This is a genomic window from Mucilaginibacter sp. (genome assembly GCF_039207105.1).
Classification (GTDB): domain Bacteria; phylum Bacteroidota; class Bacteroidia; order Sphingobacteriales; family Sphingobacteriaceae; genus Mucilaginibacter.
Genome location: NZ_JBCECK010000088.1, coordinates 1 through 20305 on the forward strand (window position 1 = coordinate 1; position 20305 = coordinate 20305).

Genomic DNA, 20305 nt, shown 5'->3' on the forward strand with positions numbered 1-20305 from the left:
AAAAAAAATAAATAAAATTTAATGGTGTAATTTACACACACTATCTTCGTAGCACGAATTTATTGACGTAAAGATGAATAAAATTTCAAAACTTGCTGTTTTAACATCCGGTGGCGATGCCCCCGGAATGAACCCCTGCATAAGGGCAGTTGTTAGAACAGCATTATATAACGGCATTGAAGTTGTTGGTGTTAGGCAAGGCTACAAAGGGCTTATTGAGAACGATATGTACGATATGGACAAGCGTTCGGTAAGCAACATACTCAATTTAGGAGGTACTATTTTAAAAACAGCTCGCTGTTTACCTTTTAAAGAAGATGAGGGTATGGCCACCGCTTATAAGCACCTAAAAGAACGCGGTATTGACGCCTTGGTAGTTATTGGCGGTGATGGTACTTTTACCGGTGCATTACGCTTTTCAAGAAAATTCCCTGACATTGCCGTAATGGGTGTTCCCGGAACTATTGATAACGATTTGTACGGATCAACCTATACGCTTGGCTTTGATACAGCTACCAATACCGTTATACAGGCTATTGATAAAATACGGGATACTGCCGACGCGCACGATCGCTTGTTTTTTATTGAGGTAATGGGCCGCGATTCTGGAGCTATTGCTTTACGTGCAGGCATTTCATGTGGCGCTGAAGCAATTTTATTACCCGAAAAACAAACTGCGGTAGCAGATCTGATCAAAAACCTGAAAGAAGGTAAATCCAATAAAAAATCATCAAGCATTGTTATTGTTGCCGAAGGCGATAAAAACGGTGGCGTATACGATGTGGCTAAGGCTGTACAACAAGAGGTTAAAGACTACGACGTAAAAGTGACTATATTAGGCCACTTGCAAAGAGGCGGTAGCCCATCAAGCTTTGATCGTATTCTGGGCAGTCGTCTTGGCTTTGCTGCTGTAAATGCACTTATTGCGGGCGAAAGCCAAAAAATGGTAGGTTTGCAGGCAAATCACATTCTGCTTACCAGTTTAGATGATGCTTTGAACAACCATGAGTTTAAGCTGGAGGCTGACCTTTTACAGATGGCGGATATATTATCGATATAATTAATGATTGCAGTTGTTTATAGCGGATCGTATTTTGCACATTGGCGCCTGGCCGATAAGGGCCGTATTGTGGCCTCTTTTAAAACCACAGGTATCAACCCTTACTTCAACGACGAAAAGCACATCCTGCAATTGCTTAATAAAAATATCAACCTCATTCACCATGCCGAACAAATAAGAAAGATCTATTTTTTTGGCGCGGGAGCATCGTCTGATGAACGCAAACAAATTGTTCATAACGCATTATCGGCTTTTTTTAAATTTGGCCGGGTAATGGTAGACCATGATATTACCGCAGCCGCGATTGCATGTTGTAAAAACTCACCGGGTATAATCAGCATTTGCGGCAGTGGCTCAAACGCGGCTTGGTATGATGGTAAAAAGATTCAGTCCAACAACTACGGCCTGGGTTATGTATTAGCCGATGAAGGGTCAGGAAACTGGCTGGGCAGGCAACTGCTTAAAAGCTATATGAACGAAACTTTGCCGGCAAATCTTAAAAAGAAATTTGTACATAAGTACGATGTTGAGCGCAAAACCCTGCTCGAAAAAGTTTACCGTCAAAAGCAACCGGCCCTTTATTTAAGTTCGTTTACCGAGTTTTATATGGAAAACCGCGACGACCATCATCTACAAAACGTCATAAAAAAAGGATTTAGCAAGCTAATTTCAACATATTTACTACCTTTATCAAAACAACACCCGGGTGCCTCCATTCATTTTGCAGGTACGGTGGCGTCAAACTTTCAGGAACATTTACATGAGGCTGCTGCCGATGCAAATTTGCAGATAGCCAACATCATAAAAGAACCTATAAATAATTTATTAACCTACTATTCAAATAAAAATTAAAAAATCATGAAAATAGGAATTAACGGTTTCGGCCGTATTGGCCGTCTGGCATTCAGAGCCGCAATTGAAAGACCCGACATTGAAGTTGTTGGTATTAATGACCTTGTTGAGCCAGATTACATGGCTTACATGTTAAAATACGATTCAACTCACGGACCATTCAAAGGCACTATTGCTGTTGAAGGCGGTCATTTGGTTGTAAACGGTAAAACCATCCGTGTAACTGCTGAAAAAGATCCGGCTAACCTGAAATGGAACGAAGTTGGTGCTGAGGTAGTTATTGAGTCAACCGGTTTATTTTTAACTCAGGAAACTGCTCAAAAACACATCGACGCAGGTGCTAAAAAAGTAGTTATGAGCGCACCGGCTAAAGATGATACCCCTACTTTTGTAATGGGTGTAAACCATAAAGAACTGAAAGCTGATCAAACTATCGTTTCAAACGCTTCATGTACTACCAACTGTTTAGCTCCTATAGCTAAAGTACTGAACGATAAATTTGGTATTGAAGAAGGTTTAATGACCACTGTACACGCTGTTACAGCTACTCAAAAAACAGTTGACGGCCCATCGGCTAAAGACTGGAGAGGCGGCCGTGGTGCTTACCAAAACATCATCCCTTCATCAACCGGTGCAGCTAAAGCCGTATCATTGGTTATCCCTGCATTAAAAGGTAAATTGACCGGTATGTCATTACGTGTACCAGTTGCAGACGTATCTGTAGTTGACTTAACCGTACGTTTAAAAAATGCAGCTCCTTATGCAGAGATCAAAGCAGCTATGAAAGCAGCTTCTGAAAACGAATTAAAAGGCATTTTAGGTTATACTGAAGACGAAGTTGTATCTGAAGATTTCAAAGGCGATGCACGTACTTCAATTTTTGATGCAAAAGCTGGTATCGGCCTTAACGATAACTTTGTTAAAGTTGTAGCATGGTATGATAACGAGTGGGGCTATTCAAACAAACTGATTGACCTGGTTCAGGAAATTGGTAAATTATAATTTGCTTCAATCATCAAATCTTTAATTTATAACAAAAAGCCCTGGTATTAACCGGGGCTTTTGTTTTTTGGTGAAGGCTATAGTTGATTTTACAACCAGCCCGTCATGCCGAATTTATTTCGGCATCCCACAGGACAGGTTTACCCAAGCAGAACGCCTTGCATATGGGATGCCGAAATAAATTCGGCATGACGGTTACTGTGTTGCTCCTTTACAATTACTCGGTTTTTAAGCTTTTAACCGGATTGGTTAAGGCAGCTTTTACACTCAGGTATGATACTGTGGCAAAGGCAATAACCATCACAATTATAAAGGGCACAATAAACAATAGTGGCCCAATGTCAACCCTAAAAGCATACCCCTGTAGCCATTTGGAAATAGCATACCAGGCCAGCGGCGCCGAAATAACAAATGCAACAATCACCAACGCGGCAAAATCTTTATATAATAACTTTAAAATACTGTTCACGGTAGCGCCCAACACCTTACGTATACCAATCTCTTTGGTACGTTGAACTATAGTGTATGATACCTGGCCAAACAAACCTAAGCAAGCCACAAAAATGGCGATGCCGGTAAATACGCCGAATACCTGCCCAAAACGCTGATCGGTTTTGTATTGCTCGTTAAAGTGCTGATCTAAAAAGAAATAATCAAACTGGTCGCCCGGAAAATAAGTGGCCCATGTTTTCTTAAGGTCAGCTACGGTTTTCGTCATATTGGTAGTGCTTATTTTTACCGATACAAATCCCCGCACATCAGGAATACAACGGAAAATAATGGCATCATAGGCATCGCGTAGTGATTGCTGGTGAAAATTATCCACCACGCCTACTATGGTATATACCTGCCCCCAAAAATCAATGCGTTTGCCCAAGGCCTGCTCGGGTTTGTTAAAGCCCAACTGCTCAACCGCTTTTTTAGTGAATACAACGCTGTGTGGTTCGTCTCCATAATCTTTAGAGAATTTACGGCCTGCTATCAGTTTCAGATCGTAGGCGGTCAGGTAATCACAATCGGTACCAACAATACGGTATTGTTTGCCCTGGCTTTGGTCGGCACCGGTTAGCTTGATACCACCCGCGTTCCAGGAAATAGGCTGGCCCGGAATGGAAGTGGATATAGCGATACTCTTAACAGCTGATTGTGTCAGGCTCTCCTGCTTAAACGCGCTCATGTCACGATAAAAGGAATCGACTTTAATAAGCGGACGCTTAATAACCAGTGTTTGATCAATTTTTAACCCCAGTTTTTGGGTTTGCATAAAAGTTAGCTGCCTGAATACGGTAAGCGAACCAATCAGCAGAAAAATAGAAGCCGCAAACTGAAACACAACCATTGCCTTGCGCAATATAACCCCTTTGGGCGAAGCCAATATTTTACCCTTCATCACCTCAACCGGCCTGAAGGATGATAGCACAATAGCCGGATAAAACCCACTAAAGAACGAACCTAAGATAAATATACCGAGCATTGATGCCCAGAAAATAGGCTTAATAAACATGTTAAAACTCATTTGCAAGCCCGATATATTCGAGAAAACCGGAAGGCAAATAACAATCAGCACCACAGCCAGCAGTATGGCCAGGCCATTGAGCAACATGGCCTCCAGCATAAACTGCGCGATAAGCTGTGCCTTTGCCGAGCCTAATGTTTTACGTACTCCTACTTCTTTTGCACGACCAATGCCGCGGGCGGTAGCCAGGTTTATATAATTGATCCACGCTATGATGATCACAAATATCGCTATGCCCAGTAGCAAATAAACAGATTTACCATCGCCATTAGGCTGTAATTCAAACATACGGTTAGAGTACAGGTGGATGCTTTGTAAAGACTGCAAGGTATAAACACCGCCTTCGCCTGGAATTTTATAGGCATCATAAGCTTTCTTTACAATAGGTACAAATTTGCTTTCCAGTACTTTAGGATCAACACCAGGCCTGAGTAATAAATAAGTTGTACAACCATCGCTCAGCCAGGCATTATCCAAATTGTAATCTTTATTAGGCGGATTATCCTTTAACAGCGTAGCGTACGATTGCAGAAAATCAAACTTAAAATGGCTGTTAACAGGTGGATTTTTAACTACGCCGGTGATCTTTAAAGGCCTATCGCCATTGATAATAAGCGATTGCCCTACCGGATTGGTATTATGGAAAAGCCTTTGAGCAACCTCTTCTGTGATAACAACCGAGTATGGATCTTTCAGAGCCGTTTTAGGATCACCGCTGATAAGCGGGTACGAAAAAACATTGAAGAACCCCTCTCCTACAAAATAATTGTCTTTGATCACCATCTTCTGGTCTTTGTAATTAGCCAGCGCCTGCCCATCGCCTACTATCTTTACAAAGTCTTCTATCTCTGGCAAAACAGCTTTAAAAGCGTTGCCAGGGGCAAACGCGCCACCTGCCCACTGGGTACTTAACTTACCATTGTTGTACCTGTCCTGATTAATGCGGTAAATACGATCCTTCTTGGCGTTGAAACTATCAAAACTCAACTCAAAATTTACGTATTGTAAAATCAACAAGCATGCAGCCATACCAATAGCTAAGCCAATTATGTTGATGAAGGAAAAAGCTTTGTTTTTAGAAAGGTTTCTGAAAGCGACCAGCAGGTAATTTTTAAGCATAACGATGGAGGTTTATGCCATTATCTAAGCTAAGAGCATGCCTTCATTACATACAACTGATAATCAATCACTTAACAAAGATTCAAAATTAACAAACTGTTCGGATTCGTTACAACTATTGTTCATTACTGAACAAGCACCTATCTTACTTACTAACAGAACATTAAGAGTAACTCACATCAACTCGTTGTCCTTTTTTTCGTGATAGGTTTTATAGGCCAGGTAAAAGAACAACAACGCTGGCAAAGCGTTCAGTAAAACACCTTTAGGGCTTACTTCCGGATAGGTTATAAAAACCTCCACCAAAAGCGATATTAATAACAAAGTCCCTATAATAATGTACAGCAAACGGAATTTAGGGTTCATAAGTTATTCCAATTTACCCTGTAGCCAAACTATTAAGTATAACTACAGGGTTTATATTTAAATATTAGCGCTTGAGCTCATATTTTGCAGGAGCATCCCCTACTTTTTTTAATATGATAGCGGCTAATGGTGGTATAGTTAAAACAACCGAGTTAGCTTTCCCATGCCATTTTTCAGGTTCAGTGCTTACTGGGTCATAATTAATTAGTCCACTGCCCCATAGCCTTTCAGCATCAGAGTTAAATATCTCTTTCCATTTACCGGCCGCGGGTACACCTATCCGGTAATTGTGACGAGGCACCGGGGTCATATTCAGGATCATGACCAGATCGTCCTTTTCATCGTGCCCCATACGCCTGTAAACCAAAATAGAGTCATTGGCATTACCCCCATCTATCCATTCAAAGCCTGTAAAATCAAAAGCTTTTTGGTACAAAGCAGGTTCTTCACGATATAGGTGATTTAAAGTTTTTACCGTTTCTGATATACCTTGGTGGTTAGCATACTCCAGCACATGCCATTGCAGCGAATGGCCAAAATTCCACTCATCGCCCTGGCCAAATTCTGCGCCCATAAATAACAGCTTGGTACCCGGATGAGTGAACATGTAGCTGTACATCAGGCGCAGGTTGGCAAACTGCTGCCACTCATCGCCGGGCATTTTACGCAGCATAGAGCCTTTGCCATATACCACCTCATCATGCGAAAAAGGCAGCATAAAGTTTTCGGTAAAGGCGTATATGGTACTAAATGTAATTTCGTTATGATGGTATTTACGGTGAATAGGATCTTCTTTAAAGTAGCCTATGGTATCGTGCATCCAGCCCATCATCCATTTCATACCGAAGCCTAAACCACCCAAATAAACCGGGCGACTAACACCTGTAAACGAGGTAGATTCCTCGGCAATGGTTTGAGTTGACGGGAAGTGGCTATAAACCGCCTCATTAAACTCTTTCAGGAACGATATGGCTTCAAGATTTTCGTTACCGCCATAAATGTTGGGCTCCCACTCGCCATGCTTGCGCGAATAATCCAAATAAAGCATAGAAGCCACGGCATCAACCCGCAGGCCATCGGCATGGTAACGATCAAGCCAGAACATAGCATTACTGATCAGGAAAGCCCTTACCTCGTTACGGCCATAGTTAAATATATATGATTTCCAATCGGGATGAAAACCTTTACGGCTGTCGGCATGCTCATACAAGTGCGTACCGTCGAATTTGTAAAGGGCGTGTATATCACCCGGAAAATGCGATGGTACCCAGTCTAAGATCACCCCTATACCGGCCTCATGAAATTGCTCAATCAGGTACATGAGCTCCTGCGGTGTACCATAGCGCGAAGCCGCGGCAAAATAACCTGAAACCTGGTATCCCCAGCTCGGATAAAAAGGGTGCTCCATAATGGGCATAAACTCTACGTGCGTAAAGCCCATCTCCTTTACATAAGGCACCATTTTTTTAGCCAGTTGCGTATAGGTCAAAAACTCATCCGGGCTTTCAGGGTTACGCGCCCATGAGCCTAAATGCACCTCATATACGCTGTATGGCCTGTTTATGCCGTTATGCTCGTGACGATTGGCCATCCAGTCACCGTCTTTCCATTCATAGTAGGTATCGGCTACGATGGATGCTGTGCGTGGCGGCACCTCCCAGCGTAGGGCAAAAGGGTCGCTTTTTTCAAGGGCCTCTCCGGTTGATGATTTGATGTAATATTTATAGGTTTCGCCTACACCAATGTTAGGAATATACCCTTCCCAAATACCTGACGAATCCCAACGGCAAAATAAAGGATGTGAAGCGCGATTCCAGCCGTTAAAATTACCTATAACAGCAACATGCTGCGCATTAGGCGCCCAAACCGCGAAATAGGTACCGACAACACCATTAAACTCTACCACATGCGAACCAAATTTTTCATACAGCTTATAATGCTTACCTGATTTAAATAAGGATATATCAAAATCGGTAAAACGGCTGTAAGGTTCAACTGCGTTCAGCATAACATGGGTAGTTTGTACAGCAGCCTTTATTTTGGCAGTTTTTGGTTTGGGTTCCGGTTTTTTTTCTGCAGCAGCGGCTTTTGCTTTTGGCTTCGCTGTTTTTGCCACAGGAGCTTTTTCCGCAGGCTCTGCGGCTTTGACAGCTGCTTTTGCCTTTACAGTTTTTGTTGCTTTTACTACTTTTTCTTCCGGTGAAGGGTTCTCGGTTTTCTTTGTTTGTTTGGCCATGATATGGTACCGGTTATGGTGTATTAGAATAACCCAATTTACGGAAATGAGTTTGGTTTATACTATCAAATATAACAGGATTTAAAAGATTTTGATTTGATTTCAAAGATTATACTTTGACCTGTTTATTGGGGGTCTATCCTGGTCTTAAAACTTTTTAAAATTTTATTTTAACACTTTTTGATGTCAAAATAGTTCAAAAAAGGGGCAAAAAACGCTTAATTTTTATAAAAAACTATCAGTTTTTGCACTTTTCGATCAATTTTAGAGTATTTTAAAAGCTTTAAAAAGTTTTAAATAACTGACTATCAGTATCATTTATGTTAAATAACAATTTCCGGATGTTTGGACCCTTAATCAAACGGCCCGGTATCTTCTCTTTCAAGAGGATATCGGGCCGTTTGATATAAATGTACGATTTTTATTTCATCAATGCCAGAAGTGGCACTCTAAATATTGTGCTTGCGGTGAGTCAATCGTAAAAGATTTCTCCCTATGGTCGAAATGACAATGGGGCATAACAAAAAAGAGGCTTCGTTATCGAAGCCCCTTTTTTGTTATCTTAATATTTCAATTCGCTTAAAGTTCTTGCTGAACTTAAGCTCTACTGTACCATCCGGGTTCACTATAAAATCGCTTACCACTTTGCCATCGGCTATTATTTTGCCTGGTTTAAATGGTAAACCGATAACATTAATATGGTATCCTTCATAACGCGGGGTGTACAGGCCTTCCATACTTTGCTGGATACTTAACTCGCGCGAATTTCCGTTCACCACAAATTTTTTCTCCAGGTAAATATCCTGCTCGTAGGCAAACGTTTCGCCATAATCTTCAAACAGGAAGGAGTTAACCTCGTAATCGGTATAGTATATATTCAGCTTAACCTCTTCAATTTCGTGCTGGCCAACGTACTGCATTACCGGATATTCCGGTATTACCGAGCCTGCTTTTACAAATACCGGCATGGTTTCCAACGGTGTAGGCACGGTTACTTCCTTGCCGCCTTCCAGTATTTCGTAGGTCCAGAAGTTGAACCATTTACCTTTTGGCAGGTACACATTGCGTTTGGTTTGTCCGGGTTCCATAACCGGGCATACCAGTATTTTATCGCCATAGGTAAACTCATCCTGGCGGTAATGGTTTAGTTTCACATCCTGCTCGTGCATTACTATCGGCCTCAGAATAGGGAAACCATAACGGTGATGCTCCCAAAAAGTTGAATACAGATAAGGGATCAATCGGTAACGCAGCTCAATAAATTTGCGGTTAATGGCAGTATAGGGTTCGCCAAAGCTCCAGGGCTCACGCTCTTTGGTATCACCGGCAGAGTGCGCGCGCATAAAGGGCGAAAACGTACCCATTTGTATCCAGCGGGTAAACAGCTCACCATCCGGCTCGCCACTAAAACCACCTATATCCGTACCGCAAAATGGTATGCCCGAAACAGATAAACGCTGACATTGTATATTACCTATTTTCAGGTGCTCCCATGAGGCTACGTTATCGCCCGTCCATACCGACGAAAAACGCTGAACGCCTGAGTAGCCCGCCCTGGTAATGGTGAAAGGGCGTTTGTTTTTCATGATGTTGCGCAAACCCTCATAGGTTGAGCGCACCATTTGCATGCCATACACATTGTGTGCCTTACGGTGCGATCCGCGGAAACCATCGTACTGGTGACGCACATCATCAGGGAAAGTGCCAGCGCCAAATACGGCAGGCTCATTCATATCGTTCCAAACACCAGCCACACCCATTTGTACCAGTTCGTCAAACAAACCTCCCCACCAGGTGCGTACCTCTGGGTTAGTAAAGTCAGGGAACTGGCAGCGGCCCGGCCATACGTGGCCCTCCATAAAGTAATCATCACTGCGGCGGCAGAAGTAACGGTTCTCCTTACCTTGTTTAAATACCTCGTAATTATCGTCAACCCGTATACCCGGGTCAATAATTACCACGGTCTTAAAACCATCGGCCGCCAGCTCGCTGATCATTTTTTTAGGATCAGGGAAATATTTACGGTTCCAGGTAAAGCAGCGATAACCGTCCATATAATCTATGTCCAGGTAAATACCATCGCAAGGGATCTTATTTTCGCGGAAGCCCCGGGTTATCTTTTTTACTTTTGATTCCGGGTAATAGCTCCAGCGGCACTGGTGATAGCCGAGCGCCCATAGCGGAGGCATAGGATGTGTGCCTGTTAAGGTGTGGTAGCTTTTTACTACATCCATCATGTGCGGGCCATGTATGTAGTAATATTGCAGCTCGCCGCCATCTGCCCAAAAACTGGTTTTGGTGGTATCTTCGGCGCCAAAATCAAACTGTGCCTTAAAGGTATTGTCAAAGAAAATACCGTGCGCCACACCCTCATTTACACTGATGTAAAAAGGAATGCTCCGGTAAAGCGGATCCTGGTTCCACTGAAAAGAGTACGCGTCGGTATTCCAGTTTTTCAGGCGTTTGCCGCGCAGGTTAAACTCGGTAGGTTTATCGCCCAGGCCAAAAAAGCTCTCGTCGGTGTGGCAGGTTTTGGTACAAAATACATAATAACCGCCAAACTTCACATTCTCTTCCCAGTGCATAGGCACGGCATCGGTACTGGTTACGCGACTGTTACTGTCAGAAAAAGATATAAAGAAATCCTGTTTACGGATATGGCAATTTATCGATTTAGTAGCTACCCGAAATTCATTTTCATCTTCAAATAGCGTGAATTCAGCGGCTTTGTGTTCTAACTTAGGTACGGCATAAGAAAACTCATCCAGGAAAACGCCGTGCGGTGCCAGCCTTACCCTGATGATAAGGTCTGTAACAACAACTACTTCTACTTTAGCGTCGCCATCGGTAAAGAAAAACTTATTACCTAACTGATCAGCGTGATTTGGGGTACCCAGGTATTTTTTGATGATAGGTTTTATGCCATCTGCCGGGTTATTTAGGTGGTGAAACTCTTCCTCTTCTTCAACTATATTTTCAGTTTCTACTATATTTTCGGATTCAACTAACTTATTGTTTACCGGCTCCTCGTTTGGTGTAATACTTTCCATTCAAATCAATTAGGGGGTCTGCAAATATGGGTAAAGTGTACATACTACGCAATATACAACAATTGAATTAACGAAAAATCATTAACCGTGCCAGTAAACGAAATTTATCCTAAATTTAATTTAATTTTTATATCAACTTTTTATTATCCTGAACCCGCAGTACAGAAAGGGCTGATAATAACATAAATACGCCCGCCATAACTATGGCATAAATAGCATGGCCGTTATAAAAATATTTAACAATAGGCCCGCCAAAAACGCCATTTACAATTTGCGGAAAGGTGATAAAAAAATTGAAGATGCCCATATAAACACCCATCTTTTTAGCTGGAATTGAGCTGGATAGGATAGCGTAAGGCATAGCCAGTATACTGCCCCAGGCCAAACCGATACCCACCATTGATAAAATAAGCCAGTTAGGATTGCTGATAAAATACATAGATATTAAACCTGCACCACCCATAGTTAACGAAAAGGCATGAGCCATTTTACGGCTGGTGGCTTTAGCAATAGCAGGCAAAAAACAAGCGTATATGGCCGAAACCAGGTTATAAATACCAAACAGCACTCCTATCCAGTTACCTGCATCATTGTAAGCTACGGATGTAGTATCGCCGGGTAATACTTTGTACACATGCTCGGCCAGGGCCGGGGTGGTAAATACCCACATTGAGAACAAGGCGAACCACGAAAAAAACTGCACCAGCCCCAATTGCTTCATGGTTGTTGGCATATGGGCCAGATCTGTGAAAATTTGTGCTATGCCGCCCTTTTTTGTTTCGGGTTGATGAACTTCGGCCGGATGAAAGGCCGCGTACTCCTCAGGCGAATACTCTTTAGTACGGATCACTGTCCACAAAATAGCCATGATAAGCACCGCGCCTCCGATATAAAATGAATAGACAACATTGGCCGGAATATGGCCCGGCGCAGCAGTTTTGGCTATGCCCAGCCATTCGGCAAAAACATAAGGTAGCCAGGAACCTATTACGGCCCCCACCCCTATCAGTACTGTTTGCATGGAAAACCCGGCGCTGTGCTGGCTATCGGGCAGGTTATCGGCCACCAACGCCCTGAAGGGTTCCATCGCTACGTTGAATGATGCATCCATGATCATGAGCATACTGGCCCCCACGATAATGGGCGGAATAAAAGCTGCAAGCACCCCAGAGTTGGGCATAAAAAACAAAGCCAGGCCCGACAGGATAGCTCCTGTTAAAAAATACGGTCTGCGCCTACCCAGCCGGTTCCAGGTACGATCACTGTAATGGCCGATGATGGGCTGCACAATCATGCCTGTAAGCGGTGCTGCCAGCCAAAACCACGATAAATGCTCTACATCGGCACCAAATGTTTGCAGTATCCGGCTGGCATTACCTGTTTGCAGCGCAAACCCAAACTGGATACCCAAAAAACCAAAGCTCATATTGAATATTTGCCAAAAGCTTAACTGGGGTTTCTGGGCTATGCGTGCTTCCATGTGTTGATTTATTGGTTTATGTTATGCGTTGTCCGATTGTGTCATTGCGAAAAAGCCTCACCCAACCCTCTCCCAAGGAGAGGGCTTTTCACTACCCACTACCTCCACTACCGCGAGATTAGCGCAGCGTATCTCGTGGTTATCATGATGTAAGCTTTTAGCTTACGTCAGCTGAAAGCTGAAGCCATGCAATGCCCCGAGCTACAAGCTCGCGGCAGCGGAGTGTCGTTATTACGAATATAGTCCTCTGCCATTGCGAGGAACGAAGCAATCGCGAACCGCAAAAGCCTCTGTAAAGTTCGCGATTGCCACGCTATCGCTCGCAATGACAACAACAAAAAGCGTTCTCTCTCCAACAAGTTCACCTTTGTCATTGCGAAGAACGAAGCAATCGCGGGCTATGCAATCCGCTCTGTACAGTTTGCGATTGCCACACTATCGCTCGCAATGACAAGGTTTCGCCTAATCCTTTTTATCCTAAAACGCCAACAGCAAACCGCCTGATGCCGGTAAAACTACATTCACTCCGTTCCTGATATCGTTTATAATAAATTTTGAGCAACTCAGCAGATCGGTAAATTCCCGTGGACCGTTCAGGTTTAATTTAGATAGCAGGTCGTCGGGCAGCTTTACCACTAAGTTTCGTTCGCTACGGTTAAAATTGGTTATCACTAATATACGTTGTTGATCGGTATATCTCAGATAAATATATAATAACTGGTCAAACCCGGGCTGATGCTCGTTAGCCATCATCAGTTCATAAAAACTGCCACTTTTTAAAGCTTCGTTTTTGCCTACTACATTCAATAATTGATGATAAAACTCCCGCAGTCTTTTTTGATCGGACGATAGCTGCCCGCCATCAAAAGCACCGTTATTGATCCATTTTTGATGTTCAGGCACACCGCAATAATCAAATATGGAGGTACGGCCATCGTTACCGCTAAAGCCTTGTTCGCCCAAAGCGGGTTCGCCAACTTCCTGCCCAAAATAGATCATGACCGGCCCTGTGTTCATCGTAGCGGTCACGATCATACCCGGTACGGCCAGCCAGGGGTTACCGGCAAAATAACCGGAGGCAATACGCTGTTCGTCATGGTTTTCCATAAAGCGCAGCATATGCTGGTCTATATCATGGGTATGGTGGTTCCACACGTTATTGATCTCCCAGGTGCTGGCACCATATTCATTGCGGGTAAGGCGTTTAATCGCATCGTACAAACCCACTTTGTCATACAAATAATCAAACCTGCCCCTGAAAATGTAATCGTTGTATTTATTTTTATCGTAGGCTTCGCCGATGAATATCACGTTGGGATAGGCTTCTTTAACTTTGGGGATGATCCAGGCCCAAAATTCAGTGGGTACCATCTCCACCATATCGCAACGGAAGCCATCTATGCCTTTTTGGCTCCAGTAAATTAAAATATCGTACAGTTTTTTCCATAGCGGAGGAATAGGATCAAAATGTCCCCAACGACCGTTCAGATAATCAACTCCATAGTTCAGCTTCATGGTCTCGAACCAATCATTCATAGATGGCGTAGCGCTGAACACATCGTTACCGGTGGCCCTGGCAGGATTCTCCTCAAAATGACCGTTCTTTAAATCACTATGAAACTCATCGCCGCCGGGATTGTAACCAAAAGGCACTTTAAATGGCTGACCCGGGATATAATAAAAATCATTGCGGGCATCAAAAGCTTTGGTTTGGTCATCGTCCTGACCAAAATCGCGCACATTATCGGGCTTTACATCCGAGGCATAGGTACGGGCCACATGGTTCGGCACCAGGTCCATCAATACTTTAAGCCCATTACTATGTGTGCGATTAATGAGCGCTTCAAATTCTCCCATGCGGTTTTGCACATCAACAGCCAGATCTGGGGCTACATCATAATAATCCCTAATAGCATAAGGCGAACCCGCCCTGCCCTTCACAATATCCGGATCGTCATTGGCGATGCCGAACGCGGTATAATCAGTCATGGTGGCGTGTTCAATTACGCCGGTGTACCATATATGGGTAAAACCCATGCCCTTGATCTGCTGCAGGGCGTTATCGGTAATATCGTTCAGTTTGCCAACACCGTTCTCTTCTACCGATCCGTTGATTTTATTGCGTGTTTGGGTATTGCCAAACAGGCGGGGCAATAGCTGGTATATAATGAGTTTATGCATTTTAGTATCAAGTAATGAGTATCAAGTATCAGGACTTTTTCAACTCCGATCTTTCTTTAATAACCTTTAATATGTTCTGCTGAATATCCTTCATGATCCATGAGGCCCATATACCTGCATAAAAGTTAAAAGTGGTATTTAATTTAAAGGTACTAAATAGGCGCAATTTGCAATTATGCGCGTCTATCTGCTCTAATTGGTAAGTGCCATTCAATACATCAAAAAACTCTCCGCCTACTACAATATGTTCATCCATTGTGGTAGAGGGAATATCATAAGGATTGGCATGAATGGTAAAGGTCATTGATTTAAGTGGCCGGTACGCTGTTACTACTTCATCAAACACCAAGCCCTTATCAAAAATAGCTTTGCGTTTTCCACCTACAGCTTCTTTATCCAACTCGGCCTTAATTGGCCTTGGAAAACCCAGAAACCGGGTAAATGCCGCGCTATCCTGCTGTTGATCAATAGAGCGCACCCGGGTTACGTTTTCCCATATCTGCTTTTTCGAGGCATGAATATCAATCTCCGTGTATGCTTTGTAAGTACCTGGAATGGCTCCGATCATTTTTTCAATTGGAGATAAAAAGAAAGGCAGCAACAATACCACATATACAAAGCTTTTATCCTTGTCACGCTTTTTTAATTTAAAATAACGGGCAGCTAACCCACCTAATCCTAATACAACCAAAAATACGGGCATGATCATTAGCCAGCAGGCAAAACCCTCTACCTTAAAAGTAAGCGTAGTAATAAAGAAAACAAATACAGGGATAAATGGTAACAAGAAAGCATTTGCTGAGTATTCGATGGTTTCAATCTTACTTAAATAAACCGTTAAATAACCAACACCAAATGGCAGCCCCAAAAGGAAAGCGACAGACATTACACCGAATAATCTGTCTAAACCATGTATGGCAAAAATGCCTCGTACAATAAAAGCAAAAACAACTGCCGCTAAAACGGATAAAATAATACGCTGCCCCTGGCTCATTTAGCTATTTTTAACAATTACCTCCCCGTTCGCCTCAACCAAGTGCTCGTTACCAAACACTACAACAGTGACCTGCGTGGCAGACGCATTTTTAATATGCACCCCATCTTTACTTACCTTAACATTAAGCAAGGCCCCACGAAAACCGATATGGAATGAAAACGACGACCATTTTTCGGGGATGAACGGTTGGAAAGACAGCTTACCATCGCGTACGCGCATACCGCCAAAACCCTCTACAACAGACATCCAGGTGCCGGCCATCGAGGTAATGTGGCAGCCATCCTCGGTATCGTTATTATAGTCATCAAGGTCTAAACGGGCCGTGCGCAGGTAAAACTCGTAAGCCCGGGCCTCGTCGCCCAGTTTGGCAGCCAAAATAGCATGAACGCATGGCGACAATGACGACTCATGCACCGTACGCGGTTCATAAAAATCAAAGTTGCGACGGATGGTATCTATATCATATCGGTCTTCAAAAAAGTAAATACCCTGCAACACATCAGCCTGCTTAATAAAGCAGGAACGCAGTATCCTGTCCCAACTCCATTTCTGGTTCAGCGGGCGCTCACCTGCGGGCAGGTCTTTCACCAATATCTGTTCTTTGTCCAGGTAGCCGTCTTGCTGTAAAAACACCTGCAATTTTTCATCGTATCCATAGTACATATTTTGGATGATGTGCTTAAACCTGTAAGTTTCCGTTTCCTCATCAAAATTGATACGGGCTGCTAAAGCTGCATATTTTTCCGAGGCCGAGGCTTTTACTTTTTCTATCACTTGCATGGTATAATCCATACACCAGATAGCCAGCGTACTGGTGTACCAGTTATTGTTCACGTTGTTTTCATACTCGTTTGGCCCGGTAACGCCCAGCATCACATACTGCCGCTTAGCCTGTGACCAGCTCACACGCTGCGACCAGAACCTGGCGATAGCGATCAGCACTTCCAACCCGTAATCGGCCAGATAACTTTCATCGCCGGTGTAGCGGACATAGTTGAATATAGCGTAGGCGATGGCTCCGTTCCGGTGTATCTCCTCAAAGGTGATCTCCCATTCGTTATGTGATTCGGTACCGTCCATGGTAACCATTGGGTATAGGGCAGCGCCATCTTTAAACCCCAGCAAAGCCGCGTTTTCAATGGCTTTACCCAACTGTTTATAGCGGTACAGCAAAAGGTTGCGGGTAACTTTTTGATCGGCGGTGGCCAGGTAAAATGGCACACAGTAAGCCTCTGTATCCCAATAGGTTGAGCCTCCGTACTTTTCGCCGGTAAAGCCTTTAGGGCCAATGTTCAGGCGGTCATCCTCGCCGGTATAAGTTTGGTTAAGCTGAAAAATATTAAAGCGGATAGCCTGCTGCGCAGATACATCACCCTCAATAATAATATCGTTATGTTCCCACTTTTTGGCCCATGCCGCGGCTTGTTCGGCCAGCATGGTATCAAAGCCTTTGGTGACGATGCGGTTTAACGTATCATTTAACTGCTCAACCAGATTTTCGGGCTGATAGTTTTGCGACGATAAATTAGCCACATATTTAATAATGCTGATGCTTTGCCCCTGCTGCGCCTGCAAAGTAATTTTTGAGGCTACGTATTTTTCTTTCTTAATGGCTTCTATGGGAGCTTCAACCACCTGCCCGTTTTGCAGCACGCTGAATTTCATACCCGTCGCCACCTCAAAACCTGTCTTTTTAGTACGCATCACTACATAACCACCATCGGTCTGGTTGGCCTTGCTTACCTCGTCCCAAAACTTTTCATCATAGTTGGAATCCTTGTTCATTACATCGCCATCAATGGCCGGGGTAATGGTGATGGCGTCACTGAAATTTACCGGTGTGATGGTATATCTTATAGCTGCGGTTTCATCATCAACCATGCTGCAAAAACGGATAGCGTCTACCTCAACTTCCTTACCACCGGCAGTTTTAGCCCGGAAATTTCTTTTGAGATAGCCCTCCTTCATATTCAGCTCCCGGCGGAAGCTAATCACCTCGCATTTAGCCAGGTCAAGTTGTTCGCCATCAAGGTTGATATCGATGATTGTCCAGTTGGCGGCGTTCAATACCTTGGCAAAGTATTCCGGGTAACCGTTTTTCCACCAGCCTACACGGGTTTTATCCGGATAGTATACACCAGCCACATAATTACCTAATAATGACTGCCCGCTGTAGGTCTCTTCAAAATTGGCACGCTGGCCCATGCGGCCATTGCCCAAACTAAATATGCTCTCTGATATTTGATGATAATGCGGATCGAAGCCTTCTTCAATAATGCTCCATTCATCAGCAATGATGTAGTTTTTCATAGGGTAATAACATTAAAAATATTTGTCATTGCGAGCGCGGCGCGGCAATCGCACACTGTGCAAGGAGATTTGTACTGTTCGCGATTGCTTCGTCGTTCCTCCTCGCAATGACACTGTTTATTTATTAAGGTAGCATTTCTAATTGTTCCACCGTAACCTTATTAAGGCCGCTCACCACCAGGTTTGCCTCGTGCAGCAGTTCCGGATCGCCGATGCCTACGGCTTTCATACCGCCTGCTTTGGCTGCCTCAACCCCGGCTATGGCATCTTCAAATACTACGCAGTATTGCGGCTCGATACCTAATTCCTGCGCGCCTTTTAAAAACACTTCGGGATCGGGTTTGGCTTTGCTTACCTTGTTGCCGTCAATAATGGCATCAAACAGGTGTGTAATATCCAGCTTATCCAATATGGTCATGGAGTTTTTACTGGCCGAGCCAAGCGCTGTTTTCAAACCGGCTTGGCGGCAGCTTTCCACAAACTCACGTGCACCGGGTAAAATTTCGGCAGGTGTCATCTGGTTGATCATTTCGGTGTACCAGATATTTTTTTGGGTGGCCAACTGCTCCTGCTCGGCTTCAGTTTTGGTTACACCGCCCCAACCCAGTATTAGCTGTAATGATCGTACACGGCTTACGCCCTTCAACTGCTCGTTCTGCTGTTCGGTAAAATCAAAGCCCATTGTATTTGCCAGTCGTCTCCAGGCTTTATAATGGTAAACGGCCGTATCAACAATTACACCGTCAAGATCAAAAATACAGGCTTTAATGTTGTTCATTTTGATGTTTTAAGTAGATAGTACTATGGCACTAAGTTAAATGATTAATGGGTAACGTTGGGCAATAATTCTAACACCAATGTTGATTTTTCAGGGATACTTAGCTGCCCGAGTTCTACAGTTTCATCTGTAATGACGTTTCGGGCTTTTTTGGCATCGCCAATACGTTCCAGGTATCTTTCCACACCTGTTTGCTGAGGCTTATCGCTGCTATTAAAAACTATCATGACGGTTTTAACGGCATCATACCTGAAATAAACGTAGATACCTTTTTCAGGCACATACTGCATCAGTTTGCCTGTTTGCAGGGCGGTAGTATTTTTACGATAGTTAGCGAGTTTACTTACAAAGGTGAAGGCGTCATTCTCTTTTTTACTTCGGCCCTCGACGCTGAACTTATTGCTTTTATCGCCGGCCCAACCACCGGGAAAATCTTCACGCACCAATCCGTCGGGATTGGAAAAGTTTTTCATCAGTATCTCATCGCCATAATATAACTGGGGCACGCCGCGCATAGTGAGCAGCATGGCCATAGCCGATTTGTATTTGTTAATATCTTCGCCCACTACTGACAGCATCCGGCTCATATCATGATTATCCAAAAAAATGGTATTGCGGGTAGCATCCTGATATAAAAAATCCTGCGCCAGTACCGAATACAGCCTGCCAACTCCATCCGTCCAACCATCCTTGCCATTAATAGCTTCGTAAATGGCGTCTTTCAATACACCATCGGTCACGCCGGGCAAATGGGTATCAAAACCACGGTTAACCGTATTGCCCTGTGTGAAAAAGGCCTGGTTAGCGGCCGACCATACCAACGTTTCGCCAAAGATAGATAAGCGCGGGGACTCCGCTTTTACCGCTTGCGCCCATTTGGCCATGTAAGCTGCATCATTGTACGGGTAAGTGTCCAACCTGAAACCATCAATACCGGCATACTCCACCCACCAGATATGGTTTTGGGTGAGGTAGTTTTGCACATAAGGGTTGTTCTCGTTCAAATCGGCCATGCGATGATCAAACCAGCCATCCAGCATCAGTTTACGGTCGGTTGGCGAGGCATGCGGGTCCATCACTGCGGCATCCCTGAAGTTTGATTTGGTATAAACCGGCCATTGGTGTACCCAACTTTTCATAGGCATATCGCTGATGAGATAGCCTTCGGTACCGGCATGGTTATGCACCACATCCTTAATTACCTTGAGGCCCATGCTGTGGCACTTTTCAACAAATTGCTTATAAAGCCCATTGGTGCCATATCGTGGGTCAATTTTGTAATAATCGGTAACAGCGTAACCGTGATAGGAGGCATGGGGTTCATCGTTCTCAATTTCGGGCGTGAGCCATATGGCCGT

At 43.8% G+C, this 20305-nt stretch carries 13 protein-coding genes; 3 read left to right on the forward strand and 10 right to left on the reverse strand.

Annotation, left to right across the window (positions count from 1 at the left end; translation table 11 throughout):
- The first annotated feature begins 73 nt into the window (after window positions 1–73).
- The 3 genes from pfkA to gap are packed head-to-tail and all read left to right on the forward strand — an operon-like array spanning window position 74 to window position 2914.
- On the forward strand, window positions 74–1060 hold the full coding sequence (pfkA, locus tag AAGC65_RS16755; protein ID WP_343113614.1) for a 6-phosphofructokinase: 987 nt from the start codon (window positions 74–76) through the stop codon (window positions 1058–1060).
- Between the two features lie 3 nt (window positions 1061–1063).
- Window positions 1064–1912, forward strand: a complete 849-nt coding sequence (locus AAGC65_RS16760) for a hypothetical protein (protein WP_343113615.1) — start codon at window positions 1064–1066, stop codon at window positions 1910–1912.
- Window positions 1913–1918: 6 nt separating this feature from the next.
- Window positions 1919–2914: a type I glyceraldehyde-3-phosphate dehydrogenase gene (gene gap, locus AAGC65_RS16765; RefSeq protein ID WP_343113616.1), complete on the forward strand. Its 996-nt coding sequence runs from the start codon at window positions 1919–1921 to the stop codon at window positions 2912–2914.
- Window positions 2915–3131: 217 nt separating this feature from the next.
- Here gap and AAGC65_RS16770 read toward each other — a convergent pair whose 3' ends face one another.
- From AAGC65_RS16770 to AAGC65_RS16815, 10 genes are all read right to left on the reverse strand, one after another.
- Window positions 3132–5549, reverse strand: coding sequence for an ABC transporter permease (locus tag AAGC65_RS16770; RefSeq protein ID WP_343113617.1), 2418 nt, complete (start codon window positions 5547–5549; stop codon window positions 3132–3134).
- 174 nt (window positions 5550–5723) lie between these two features.
- On the reverse strand, window positions 5724–5915 hold the full coding sequence (locus AAGC65_RS16775) for a hypothetical protein (RefSeq protein WP_343113618.1): 192 nt from the start codon (window positions 5913–5915) through the stop codon (window positions 5724–5726).
- A 64-nt stretch (window positions 5916–5979) separates the two neighbouring features.
- Window positions 5980–7923 (reverse strand): 1,4-alpha-glucan branching protein GlgB, encoded by a 1944-nt coding sequence (gene glgB / locus AAGC65_RS16780; RefSeq protein ID WP_343113629.1) that lies wholly within the window; start codon window positions 7921–7923, stop codon window positions 5980–5982.
- Between the two features lie 785 nt (window positions 7924–8708).
- On the reverse strand, window positions 8709–11201 hold the full coding sequence (locus AAGC65_RS16785) for a glycoside hydrolase family 31 protein (RefSeq protein ID WP_343113619.1): 2493 nt from the start codon (window positions 11199–11201) through the stop codon (window positions 8709–8711).
- Window positions 11202–11328: 127 nt separating this feature from the next.
- A complete protein-coding gene (locus AAGC65_RS16790) occupies window positions 11329–12681 on the reverse strand; it encodes an MFS transporter (RefSeq protein ID WP_343113620.1) in 1353 nt (450 codons plus the stop codon).
- A 477-nt stretch (window positions 12682–13158) separates the two neighbouring features.
- Window positions 13159–14862, reverse strand: a complete 1704-nt coding sequence (locus tag AAGC65_RS16795; RefSeq protein ID WP_343113621.1) for an alpha-amylase family glycosyl hydrolase — start codon at window positions 14860–14862, stop codon at window positions 13159–13161.
- Window positions 14863–14890: 28 nt separating this feature from the next.
- Window positions 14891–15856, reverse strand: a complete 966-nt coding sequence (locus AAGC65_RS16800) for a hypothetical protein (protein WP_343113622.1) — start codon at window positions 15854–15856, stop codon at window positions 14891–14893.
- Window positions 15857–18169, reverse strand: coding sequence for a glycoside hydrolase family 65 protein (locus AAGC65_RS16805; RefSeq protein WP_343113623.1), 2313 nt, complete (start codon window positions 18167–18169; stop codon window positions 15857–15859).
- Between the two features lie 124 nt (window positions 18170–18293).
- Window positions 18294–18947 (reverse strand): beta-phosphoglucomutase, encoded by a 654-nt coding sequence (gene pgmB, locus AAGC65_RS16810; protein WP_343113624.1) that lies wholly within the window; start codon window positions 18945–18947, stop codon window positions 18294–18296.
- Between the two features lie 44 nt (window positions 18948–18991).
- Window positions 18992–20305, reverse strand: a 1314-nt coding sequence (locus AAGC65_RS16815; protein ID WP_343113625.1) for an alpha-amylase family glycosyl hydrolase, incomplete at its 5' end; no start/stop codon positions are given.